The sequence below is a fragment of the Rothia sp. ND6WE1A genome, assembly GCF_001683935.1.
Taxonomy (GTDB): domain Bacteria; phylum Actinomycetota; class Actinomycetes; order Actinomycetales; family Micrococcaceae; genus Rothia; species Rothia amarae.
Window position 1 is genome coordinate 114,065 of sequence record NZ_LXTU01000037.1, and the last position, 11,618, is coordinate 125,682.

At 52.9% G+C, this 11,618-nt stretch carries 11 protein-coding genes and 3 tRNA genes; 1 reads left to right on the plus strand and 13 read right to left on the minus strand.

Annotated elements, in window-relative coordinates; all coding sequences use genetic code 11:
- Positions 1 to 2: 2 nt before the first annotated feature.
- The 3 genes from A7E48_RS04865 to A7E48_RS04875 all read right to left on the minus strand — a co-directional run bounded on the left by A7E48_RS04865 (position 3) and on the right by A7E48_RS04875 (position 3,659).
- Positions 3 to 1,724, minus strand: coding sequence for a dynamin family protein (locus tag A7E48_RS04865; protein ID WP_068170228.1), 1,722 nt, complete (start codon positions 1,722 to 1,724; stop codon positions 3 to 5).
- Positions 1,724 to 3,490 (minus strand): dynamin family protein, encoded by a 1,767-nt coding sequence (locus tag A7E48_RS04870; RefSeq protein WP_233125988.1) that lies wholly within the window; start codon positions 3,488 to 3,490, stop codon positions 1,724 to 1,726. Before A7E48_RS04870 ends, A7E48_RS04865 begins: the two co-directional genes overlap by 1 nt.
- A gap of 96 nt (positions 3,491 to 3,586) precedes the next feature.
- Positions 3,587 to 3,659, minus strand: a tRNA-Glu gene (locus tag A7E48_RS04875).
- Positions 3,660 to 3,791: 132 nt separating this feature from the next.
- Between A7E48_RS04875 and A7E48_RS04880 the strand changes: the two genes are divergently transcribed.
- Positions 3,792 to 4,154, plus strand: coding sequence for a hypothetical protein (locus A7E48_RS04880; RefSeq protein ID WP_068170230.1), 363 nt, complete (start codon positions 3,792 to 3,794; stop codon positions 4,152 to 4,154).
- A gap of 120 nt (positions 4,155 to 4,274) precedes the next feature.
- On the opposite strand, the gene A7E48_RS11120 is transcribed toward A7E48_RS04880, so the two are convergent.
- The 10 genes from A7E48_RS11120 to A7E48_RS04930 form a co-directional block, all read right to left on the minus strand.
- Entirely contained in the window at positions 4,275 to 4,484 is a 210-nt protein-coding gene (locus A7E48_RS11120) for a hypothetical protein (RefSeq protein ID WP_068170235.1), read from the minus strand.
- Positions 4,485 to 4,489: 5 nt separating this feature from the next.
- Positions 4,490 to 5,059, minus strand: a complete 570-nt coding sequence (locus A7E48_RS04890; RefSeq protein ID WP_068170237.1) for a hypothetical protein — start codon at positions 5,057 to 5,059, stop codon at positions 4,490 to 4,492.
- 38 nt (positions 5,060 to 5,097) lie between these two features.
- Positions 5,098 to 5,664: a hypothetical protein gene (locus A7E48_RS04895; RefSeq protein WP_141669376.1), complete on the minus strand. Its 567-nt coding sequence runs from the start codon at positions 5,662 to 5,664 to the stop codon at positions 5,098 to 5,100.
- Positions 5,665 to 5,690: 26 nt separating this feature from the next.
- Positions 5,691 to 6,260, minus strand: coding sequence for a hypothetical protein (locus tag A7E48_RS04900; RefSeq protein WP_068170244.1), 570 nt, complete (start codon positions 6,258 to 6,260; stop codon positions 5,691 to 5,693).
- Positions 6,261 to 6,469: 209 nt separating this feature from the next.
- Positions 6,470 to 6,542 (minus strand) — tRNA-Glu (locus A7E48_RS04905).
- 24 nt (positions 6,543 to 6,566) lie between these two features.
- Positions 6,567 to 6,638, minus strand: a tRNA-Gln gene (locus tag A7E48_RS04910).
- 174 nt (positions 6,639 to 6,812) lie between these two features.
- Entirely contained in the window at positions 6,813 to 8,330 is a 1,518-nt protein-coding gene (gene gltX / locus A7E48_RS04915; protein WP_068170246.1) for a glutamate--tRNA ligase, read from the minus strand.
- 54 nt (positions 8,331 to 8,384) lie between these two features.
- Positions 8,385 to 9,158, minus strand: coding sequence for a fumarylacetoacetate hydrolase family protein (locus A7E48_RS04920; protein ID WP_068170248.1), 774 nt, complete (start codon positions 9,156 to 9,158; stop codon positions 8,385 to 8,387).
- Between the two features lie 159 nt (positions 9,159 to 9,317).
- A complete protein-coding gene (locus tag A7E48_RS04925) occupies positions 9,318 to 10,415 on the minus strand; it encodes a branched-chain amino acid aminotransferase (RefSeq protein ID WP_068170256.1) in 1,098 nt (365 codons plus the stop codon).
- A 13-nt stretch (positions 10,416 to 10,428) separates the two neighbouring features.
- Positions 10,429 to 11,493 (minus strand): 3-isopropylmalate dehydrogenase, encoded by a 1,065-nt coding sequence (locus A7E48_RS04930; RefSeq protein WP_068170257.1) that lies wholly within the window; start codon positions 11,491 to 11,493, stop codon positions 10,429 to 10,431.
- Positions 11,494 to 11,618 lie beyond the last annotated feature (125 nt).

An 11,618-nucleotide genomic window follows, 5' to 3' on the forward strand; every position in this document is an offset into this window, starting at 1 on the left:
AGCTACCGAGCGTTTGCTAGGGCTTCGCCAAATGCTTGGTGGCGGTCAAGTTCACTTCGAACCGGCTCCACCACATAATGCTCGGAGACTTCCTCGATATTGAATCGTATCTGGCGCTCAATCTTACGGGCATACATTCTCTTACCTGCGGCGGCAATCACTCTGCCGATGACGGCGGTGACGATACCGAGCAGAAGCCCTGTTATCACCAGCAAGGTGGGGAGGGGGAAGATTGTTCCTTCAATAACCGGCGGGGGCGGCAACTGCAGTTGGAAGTAACCGGCGGCGGCCATAGCGGTGAGCCACAGAAGCCCTGCTAAAGCACCGATGATTCCAATCCACTGGATGATGTTGAGCAGAATCCACCACCACTGTTTTTTCTGCGCCTGGTAGTCCACTCTGCCCACTGCTCGTTCTAGGGCAGTGGGAAGGTTCTGCTCCTGTGAACGGGCGGCATCGCGAATGGAATGACTCCACGGCTCCCCCACGCCTTCGGCGCAGTCGTGCGAGAAACGTCGAATGGATGAGCTAATCTGCGACTTCTGTCCGGCGCTCAGCGGTGGCAAAGACGAACGAGAAATAGATGATTCCTGGTTTTCCCGGTGCAGGTTAAGTCTCTTCAGCGGGTCTTTTCTGAATTTCAGGAGCCAGCGGGTAGCAATCCAACCGGTATTTGATACAGCATGGAGTTGGTAGGATGCCGCAGCGGCACTGACCACAGCGGGCGCGTTGGACGCTTGATAGAGTCCGTGCTCTAGCTCCCGTATGCCGGTTCCTGTAATTCCATCGGGGATTCCGTTGCCATCGAATTCATTGAGGGTAGCTACTGCCGAATCGAGGTCAGCTTCAATTCGCGCCAAAGCTGCGGATTTTTCAACCGCTACTTTGCCCAGAACGGCGCGAAGCCTGTCGATGCCGTCCCCCGTTTTAGCGGAGACAGCTACCGGCGGTGCCAGCAGGTTATCGCTGAGTCCGTCTTCGGCCAAGAGTCGCTGCAGTGAATCAAGAACGCCAGGGATTTCGCTCTCGCGAATTCGGTCTGCCTGGTTAAGCACCGCCATGGTCACAGCTCCATGCTCAGCCAAGGGGGTGATGAACTCGTCGTGAATCACGGCGTCGGCGTATTTCTGCGGATCAAATACCCACACCAAAACGTCAACGTATCCAGCCATCCGCTCGACGATGGCGCGGTTAGATTTTTCGATGGAGTCAAAATCCGGGAGATCAAGCAGAATCAATCCGCCGCTATGGGTCTGCAGGTTGGCGCGCCCCATCATTTTCTTCATGCGGTTCCACATGCCGTCGGTTTGCGGAACTTCTGCGCGGTTGAGCGACTGCGCTGCGTTTTCGCCGTCGTCGTCAAAATAGACGCGATTTTCAACATCGAGCCAGTCAAGGAGTTCTTCGCTGCCTTCTCTGCCCCAGACCGCAGCTTGCGCTTTGGAGGTGGTAGGACGACGGGCGGCACTTTGGGCAACTTTTTGCCCAATGACCGCGTTGAACAGTGAGGACTTGCCTGAACCTGTTGCGCCAAAGAAGCCAATGACGGTGTGCTCGGCGGAGAGTTCCCGCCGGCGGGAGGTGCGCTCAAGAATTTTCTGCACGTGGTCCATGGAGTCAGCATCTACGCGCCCTTCCCCCAGCTCCACTGCGGTATTGAGGGAGTCAACGCGCTGCGCCAGGTGGGTCAGCGACTGTTCAGCGTTGCGGTGAGCTGGTGACATTACTGGTGACCTCCTTTGAGGGCGCTGGCGATTGCGGAAACTTCCTGAGCGTTGCGGGCAATGAGTTCGGGTGCAGGGCCTTTATCAATCGCGTCCAGACGCTCGTAGAACAGGGCGGAGTGGTCTTCTAGCATTTCTTTGATGCGGGTTTCTAGGTTGGTTCGTGCACCGAGAGCCATGCGGCGAACGGCGTCTTCACCAAAGACTGCTTCGAGGAGTTTGGTGCCTACTACGCCGGAACCGCCGGCAATCCCGACTTCTAGCCCGGTGAGACCGCCGGTCATGGAGAACACTGCGACCATCAAGATGACGGCTGCGGCGTTCACGCCCAGCGACATGAAACGAGCGCGCTGGCGCTTATCGGCGCCTTCTTCTCGAATCATATCCATTACGTCTTCTTGCCAGGCACGAATACCTTCGGCAACACGGGCGGGGAAATCTTCATCGAGACGACCGGCATCAAAGCCAGCTAGCAGGGTGCGCCCGGCTCGTTCGTCGAGCCACTGGCGCTGAGTGCTTTCAGCAGCTTTAGCGGCTTCTTCAACGATGACCGAGTGTAAACCGACTTCCAGCGCCTGTTCGACTTCGACTGCCTGCGATGGTTGCCCCTTGAAGAAACCGGCTACCCGGTCGCGAAGGCGGCCAATGCCCGTTTCAATGGAGCGGAAAAATTCGCCTGTTCCCACGAAATCCTGCCAACGGGAGAGAACTTCGCCGCGGAGCAAGGAGCCGTCTTGGGTAGAGTCGATGATGTTGTGGGCAGCGCGGTTGTAGGAACTATCAACTGCCGATGCCAACCGGTCGAAGGTTGCGTACTGGGTTTCTTGTGCCCGTGAGATTTGCTCAATTCTGTCTGCAACGGAGCGAATTGAACCTTCTAGCGTTTGGCGGGCGATGCGCGAGCGTTCATCGGTGTTAGCACCCAGTTCTCTGAGCCAAAAAACGAGCGGAACAAGAGCAACCGAGGGCAGCATTCCGCGCTCGTCGGTCTCTTGTTCGGTGACGGTGAGTAGCAGGGCGGGGTCAATTCCTGCCTCGTAGAGCATACGGCGGAGATCATCTTCGATTTCTTCTTCTGAGCCCTCTGGTACGCGGTTGAGGACCACGGCTACTGTGATGTCGCGGCGGGCAGCTTGGTGCAGGAGTTCCCACGGCACGGCATCGGCATAGCGGTTTGCGGTGGTGACGAAGAGCCAGAGATCAGCGGCTTCGAGCAGTTGTTTGGCGAGGCGGCGGTTATCTTCGCTGACCGAGTCGACGTCTGGGGCATCAATAAGTGCAATGCCTGCGGGAATGGAGTCAGTAGCTACTGTAATGAGCTGGTCGGTCGAGCCAAATTCGGCACCGACGAGCGGACCTTTACCTTCGTGCTTGATGCGTTCTAAGTGGGGCAGAATACGCGCAGGTGATAACGCATCAATATCTTCAGGGCGGTGCAAAAGCACGGGCTGCCGGGTGGTGGGGCGAATCGCGCCCGAGCGGGTAATGGGCTCCCCCAGTAAGGTGTTGACCAGGGTTGATTTACCGGCGCCAGTGGAGCCGCCGACGACGACGGTGAGCGGCGCGTCGAGCGAGGCAAGGCGGGGTAGCACGTAGTCATCGAGCTGCGTGAGCGTGCGTGCAACCGTGGTCCGTGACTCTTCGACCTCTGCTGTTTCTAGAGGGAGAGTAACCGCGTTGATGGTTGAGCGAGCTGTTTGCACGGTGCGCAGTTCAGCGTCAATTTCGATGGGTTGGGGTGCCAGAGGTGTTGTTTGTTCGTCCACAGTCTGTATTCTTGCATATCTATGGGTTTTATCCCTGCGGCGCAATCTATTTTTAAACAAAAAATGCTCTTCATTGTGAAGAGCATTTTTGGGTTGTGACCCCAACCGGATTTGAACCGGTGTTGCCGCCGTGAGAGGGCGGAGTACTAGGCCGCTATACGATGGGGCCGTCACTATTGCCGCGAAGACAACGAGATTTAGCTTACCCCAGGTTTATATGCCCGAACAAGGTGGGGGCTTGTGTTTTTGAACACCGGTTTTATGAGTGGGCTGTGTTTATCATCTAACTATGGAAGATAAAATGATTGAGAATGCCCCGTCTAAGGATTTGGCTAACAAAGCAGCGTTATGTGGCCCAGCAATTGCTCTCATTATGATAATTGCTACTCCAGTACTGTTCATAGGGGGTTTTGCTTCAAATAGTACTGCGAGTTTTTCTATTTTACTGATAACTCTCTTTGGGGTTGCTGCTCCTCTCTTATGGGTAACAAGTTTATTCTTGGCTTTTAAGGCTTATAAACTCAGTAGAGCTGAACGGAAGTCGACGACGGTATATAACCGCTTAGGAGGTGACATGGCGATAGTGGTCATCTTCCTTGATCTGGTATTTTTTCTGCCCTTTATCATCTACATCCTGGGCTTTATTTTTGAAGCTCTCATCTAAGAATGCTTGCAGGAACAAAAGCACTACTTAAAGGAACCAGAATAATTTCGCATCCAAGATTTGCTCGCGAGCAGTACATTGGGACCGGTATTTGTCGCCCTAAATCTTATGATTCATTAGCTATTTGTCATTCCCATTAGCACTAGTAGCAACAGTCACCGCAGAGTACATCTCTTTAAAAATCTCATTAGCACCAGGCTCAACAGCCTCATTCTTCTGATCCACAGAACCGCATCCTGTAAGCACGAGCATACCCATTGCTAATGCCATAGAGATATTGAAAAAACGAGGGGGCACCGAGAAAAATATCAAAAAGAGAGAATGAAACATCGGAACTATTTTTGAGCTGAATAAACTACCGGGTCCTCCGCAGGAGAATCCTCGTGATAGAACTCAGAAATACACTTGGAGGTAGCCTCAATAGCCTCACCACGAGAACTTGCGGTATACAACAAATTGACATCGGTATCAGTCACCGTGAGAATTTGACGCATATCGGGCTCTTTCTCACTGGTAATATCTTTCACTTCCCACCCCTGAGACTCCCAATACGCAGCAACCTTATCGGTTGCCTCCTGAGGATTCTTATAGCCCAAATTCAGCTTATAGGTATCGTACATACCGTCCAATCGGGCAATATCCTCATTATTACAGTTAGTTATATAGAGATTGAAATCAGTCCATTTAGCTTCATTAGGATAAGGAAACTTCTCATAACCATCACGCCACTGAAAATCGTCCCGATGCACGCTAGCAGACATCGTCCCCGTCAACGCAGAATAATAATCCTTAAAAACCTCATTAGCACTCGGCTCAACAGAACCACATCCGGACAACACCAACACCGCCACGAACACAGCCGCGCGAACACTCAACAAACGACGGGACTCAGAAGAGAAAAACATCAAAAAACCTTTCCCCGAAAACCCAGAAAAACAAATAACTATGAGGCTGAAGCAGAGGACGACGGCACAGGAATCTCACCAGAACACGGCGAAGACACACGAACATAATCTACTCCGCCCTCACTCACCGAATACAAAACAGTCACCCCAGCAGGAGTCGAAGCCCCAATCGTAATCCCCGGAGCGTCTTTGGTCCCCGGAGCAACATTTTTCACTTCCCACCCCAAAGATTCCCATTTAGCTCGTATCTTCTCAGACTGAGGCTCCCACTCATCAGCAGAATACTTTTTGTCTCCCTCGATAACAGCAGCATAATGATACTCAAACCCGTCTTTAGCGTTACCGCCACACCTAGTAGCTCGATACTGCCCTGGTTCAAAAGAAACTTGAGAATATGGTTTCCGCTCATTCCATTCAAAACGGTCGGATCCTAATTCCGTCGCATTGACTGTCTCTTGAACCGCAGTGCGAAAATCATCCTGCACAGCTTCAACCTTCGTTTCAGACTCCGAAACCGAACTCACCGCGCCATCTTCGAACTGCATAGAACACCCAGAACACACCATCATGCCCAGGACTAGCCACCCAATTACGGATTTCCGCACCACAAGACCTTTCATATATGTGTAGATCAAGATGCCAAGGGATCAGCCTCACCCGGCAAAACACACGCAGAATCCGCAAAAATCATCAGCCCATTCTCACCAGCATCAAACTGAATCAGAGCACCGCCTTCAGTCTTATAAGCAATTTTCTTTGATTCCTCGTCTGCACCCACCACAAAAGGTTTGAACCCCTGAGACTCCCAATACGCCCGCATCTCACTACTCTTCTTGAGATAATCTTCCTTTGTGAAGCGATGCTCTGCTTCAAGGCGCAAATCTTTGTTGTACAGCTCTGTACCATCTTCTTTTTTCCCGCAATAAGTACTCATTTGCGGAACACGGCGGTGAAAATATTCAGAATCAAATTGCTTTCCTCCCGCATATCTCCACTCGTCAACCGGCATATCTGATGCTTCAACTGTACCCAATACCGCCTGCTCAAAATCCTGATTAACCTCAGCAGGTGAATCCGCTGCCAGCGTTGATGAACTAGCCGTACCACCAGCAACATCAACATCACTGTGAGAACAACCCGTCAACGCCAGAGCACCTACCAAAACCCCAGCTCCCACCCGCAAACTCAATTTCACGTCCATCGCCATTTCTCATCAACTGTAAAATGAATCACTTTTCTTTCAGTTTTCCATAGTTGGGCACAACGCAAGACTTATCGCAGTTAGTGTCGGCGTGTCGGCAGAATATCCGCCACCCAAAGTTACGGAGTTTGAACCCAAGTAATTGATGCATTCATTCAACATCATTAAACAAAAAAATCCCCCGCATTTCTGCGAGGGATTTTAGCCTGTGACCCCAACCGGATTTGAACCGGTGTTGCCGCCGTGAGAGGGCGGAGTACTAGGCCGCTATACGATGGGGCCATAAACATCTTCAAAAGATGTTCGCTGGGATACCAGGACTCGAACCTAGAATGACGGTACCAGAAACCGTAGTGTTGCCAATTACACCATATCCCAATGTGTTGTTTAGGCTTCAGATTTTTCTTCTTTGACCTGTGCAACGAGTAATAACTCTATACGAGGATTGAGTCGTGTGCAAATCGAAAGAGGTAGAGGTGCATCACAGTGGGTAAAAGAGAGCGGAAGGGCGCACCGGCTCTTCATGCAAGCGGCGCGCCTCTCCCCTACTGATTAGCTCTGTAAATCAACCAGAAGGCTCTTCAACCGGTTGAGTGAAGACTCCTTGCCCAGAATCTCCATGGACTCAAAGAGCGGCGGGCTCACCTTAGCACCGGACATCGCCGTACGAATCGGACCAAACGCCAGGCGGGGCTTGATTTCAAGACCCTCAACGATTGCCTCGCGAAGCGCATTCTGAATCAGCTCAGCGGTGAAATCATCCAAGGGCTCAAGAACATCAAGAGCTGCCTGCAGAACCTGCGGGGCAGACTCCTTGAGCTGCTTCCGCGCGTCGTCGGCAATGACGATCTCTGAATCTTCCTTGAACAAGAATCCCAATAGTCCCGGGGCTTCGCCCAGCAACTGCATACGTTCTTGCACCAAGGGGGCAGCTTCGGTCAGAATTTCCTGCTCACGCGCGGTCAACTCGTCAAAAGTCTCAGCAGAAACCAGCTCAGCAGCCTTCAAATAGTGAACCAGGCGGTTGCGGAAATCCTCAGCCTCCAGCATGCGGATGTGAGTGCCGTTGATAGCCTCAGCCTTCTTCACGTCAAAACGCGCGGGGTTCGCCAGAACGTCCTTGACATCAAAGTGCTCCACCAAATCATTAATGGAGAAAATATCCTGGTCATGGGACAGCGACCAACCGAGCAAGGAAAGGTAGTTGAGCAAACCTTCCTTGATGAAACCAGCTTCTTGAAGTAGGAAGAGATTCGACTCAGGGTCACGCTTCGAAAGCTTCTTATTACCCTGGCCCATCACGTATGGCAGGTGGCCGAACTGAGGGATAAACTCAGCCACGCCCACCTCAACCAGCGCGCGGTACAGCGCAATCTGACGGGGAGTTGAAGACAGCAAGTCCTCACCGCGCAGAACGTGGGTAATGCCCATGAGAGCATCGTCTACAGGGTTAACCAGCGTGTACAGCGGCTTACCGTTGGCACGAACGACGACGAAGTCTGGAACACTACCAGCCTTGAACGTGATTTCCCCACGTACCAGGTCGGTAAAAGTGATGTCTTCATCAGGCATACGCAAACGAAGAACAGGCTCACGACCCTCAGCGCGGAACGCTTCTTTCTGCTCCTCAGTGAGATCGCGGTCGAAGTTGTCATAACCCAGCTTGGGGTCCTCGCCCTTAGCCTTATGACGCTCCTCCACCTCAGCGGGGGTAGAGAAATCTTCATACACATAGCCGCCGGCAACCAGCTTTTCGATAACGTCCTGGTATTTATCGCCGCGCTGCGACTGGCGGTAAGGCTCATGAGGGCCACCAACGCCCACGCCTTCGTCCCACTCAATGCCCAACCAATGCAAAGAATCCAAAACCTGCTGGAAGGACTCTTCGGAGTCACGAGCAGCGTCGGTATCCTCGATACGGAAAATCAGTTTGCCACCGGTGTGACGAGCGTAAGCCCAGTTAAACAGGGCGGTACGCACCATACCCACGTGAGGGGTACCGGTAGGTGAAGGGCAGAAACGAACGCGGGTCTGGCTCGGATCAGTGAGCTCTACAGTCTTATCGGTCATACCGAAAAATCACGACTCTTTCTTTAGGTTGAATAAAAATTTGAAGGGGCGGACTTAGCCGCGAATGGTGTTGACCAGAGCGCCGATTCCCTCGACCTCGATCTCCACCTCGTTACCGGGTTTGAGCAGCCCAACGCCTGCGGGAGTGCCGGTCAGAATGACGTCGCCGGGCAGAAGGGTGAAGCCTTCGGAGATTGCCGCTACCAGCTCAGCTACAGAGAAAATCATGTCTGAGGTAGTGCCATCTTGCTTGAGGTCACCGTCCACCCAGGTTTTGATTTCCAAATCATCGGTATCCAGTTCAGTCTGAATCCACGGACCCAGCGGGCACGCACCGTCAAAGCCCTTGGCGCGAGTCCACTGCAAGTCGGTTCTCTGCGCGTCGCGGGCAGTCAAATCGTTGGCCACCGTGTAGCCGAAGATGATTTCATCCACGCGCTCAACAGGCACAGACTTAGCAATCCGACCAATCACCACCGCGAGCTCGCCCTCGAAGGAAACTTCCTCGGACCATTCAGGCAAGCTAATAGGATCGCCGGGACCAACCACCGAGGTGTTGGGCTTGATAAAGTACTGCGGGCTAGTCGGTGCCTCATTGCCCAGCTCAGAAGCGTGATCGCTCCAGTTGCGGGCTACACCAATCACCTTGGAGCGAGGAATAATCGGTGAAAGCAAACGGACTTCGTCCAACTTATATGTTTTTTCAGTCTGTTGAACCCCCATATAAAAAGGGTCGCCAGCAAGAACGGTCAGCGTCTCTTCGCCGTCCCCGCCTTCAACCAGGCCAAAATGAAGTTGATCTTCTACAGTAAATCGAGCAATTCGCATACCACTAGGCTACCGCGTGAAGCGTGAGGGTGCACCGTGGAATGCTCAACAGCTCCCCGAATCGATGCAAATTCACACGCTGGTTTTTCCTCCCATGATGCCACAGTGCAAAAAACGGGGAAGAAGGCACACGCGCCCCTCCCCCGTTTTCGAGAAAAATTAGACCAGCTTAGTCAGCCAGCCGTGCGGATCTTCCACAGCGCCGGTTTGAATTCCCACCAACTCGTCACGGAGAGATTTAGAAATCTCACCGAAGCCCTCGGACACAGCGGGAATCTCGAAATCTTCAGCCTTCAAAGTGCCAAAAGGCGCCACCACTGCGGCAGTACCGCACGCGGCAACTTCGGTCAGATCACCGGATGCTGCGGCGTCCTTCCACTCCGCCAGCGTAAATTTACGCTCCTCCACGGTGAGCCCGCGATCCTTAGCCAGCTGCAACAGAGACTTACGGGTGATGCCGCTGAGAATCGTACCGGTGAGCTCAGGAGTCACAATCTTGTTTTCTTTGCCGAAGACAAAGAAAACGTTCATTCCGCCCAGCTCCTCAATGGCGTCGTCGCGGTTGGGATCTTTGAAGATTACTTGCTTGCAACCGTGTTCTTCAGCTTCAATTTGACCCATCATCGCAGCGGCATAGTTACCACCGCACTTTGCGAAACCGGTTCCGCCCACGCCAGCACGCGCATACTTGGTGGAGAGCCAAATATCAACTGGCTCGGGGGAACCAAAATAGTTACCCGCAGGTGAAGCAATAACGAGGAACTTTACCTGATGCGCCGGGCGCACACCCAGGTACGCTTCGGTAGCGATCATAAAGGGGCGAAGGTAGAGTGCCTCGCCTTCACCGTTAGGAACCCAACGCTCGTCAATAGCTACCAGCTGTTTGAGTGCCTCTACAAAGAGTTCTTCGGGCAGTTCAGGCAGAGCTAGACGACGAGCGGACTGGTTTAGACGTCGTGCGTTCTCCTCGGCACGGAAGGTATAGACGCTCCCGTCGCTGTGACGGTACGCTTTGATACCCTCAAAAATTTCCTGGCCGTAATGGAAAACTGCAGCCGCGGGATCCAGCGAAAGTGGACCATAGGGCACCACCTGAGCGTTCGACCATTCACCGCCGTCCTCATAATTGCCATTCCACTCGATAGTAATCATGTGGTCAGTAAAGTGGTTGCCGAAACCTGGATTCGCAAAAATTTCTGCCAGCTTCTCTTCTGATGCCGGATTGGGGTTTTTGGTGATAGTAAATTCGTGAGTCATATTCAATCTCCTCTTAGGCGTTCTCTACCAATGTAACGATGCTTGAGCCGATATCGCCGGTGGTTCGCTCGTGAGTAGCGTTTTCTTTCAGATCTTTTTCCACGGCAGCTTCAATTATCTGCGCGCTCTCTTCTTCACCAACATGGCGCAACAACATGGCAGAGGCAAGGATGGAGGCAGTGGGGTTCGCTTTCTCTTGACCCGCGATATCGGGTGCTGACCCGTGAACCGGCTCAAACATGGAGGGAAATTGGCGGCTGGCATTGATATTGCCGCAGGCAGCGAGACCTATTCCTCCGGTGACAGCACCTGCCTGATCGGTCAGGATGTCCCCAAACAGATTATCGGTCACGATAACGTCAAAGCGGGAAGGCTCGGTAGTCAGGTAGATGGTCGCCGCATCAATATGGCAATAATCGGTGCTGACCTCGGGATACTCTGCGGCCACCCGATCGAAGATGCGGGTATAAAGCTGACCTGAATTGGTCAACACATTGATCTTATGAATCAGGGTGAGCTTCTTTCGCGCCCGCGAATTCGCCAGTTCGAAGGCGTAGCGGATGAGACGCTCCACGCCATAAGCGGTGTTGACCGAAACTTCGGTGGCGATTTCTACTTCCGTGCCCTGGCGCAGCACTCCCCCGTTACCTGCATAGGGGCCTTCGGTGCCTTCACGGACGACCACGAAATCGATATCACCGGGGTTGCTTAGAGGAGAAACAGCGCCGGGGAAAAGCCGGGAGGGGCGTAGATTGATGAAGTGATCGAAAGCAAAACGAAGCTTCAGCAAAATTTCACGCTCAATCAAACCAGAAGGAATGGTGGATGAGCGAGGGTCAGCTCCTACCGCACCAAAGAGGATTGCATCGTGGTCTTTCAGCTGATTGAGCACTTCGTCGCTGAGGGTCTCCCCCGCTTCCAGCCAGTGTTCTGCCCCCAAGGCATAGTGTTTTTTCTGGATGCTGAATCCCTGCCGAGAGGCGACGGCGTCCAGCACCTTGACGGCTTCAGCCACAACTTCGGGACCAATACCATCACCGGGAATAATCGCAAGATTGAGTGTTCGAGAGTCAGTCATGTTTCCACATTATTACGCGGTCGATTAGCGTTGACACTTCCGAGCAGAGGCGTCTCACCATATGAATATTCATACCCGAGTATGAACTTTTTGTATTTGGCGTAGTGTCCCGTCTTTTCACCTTA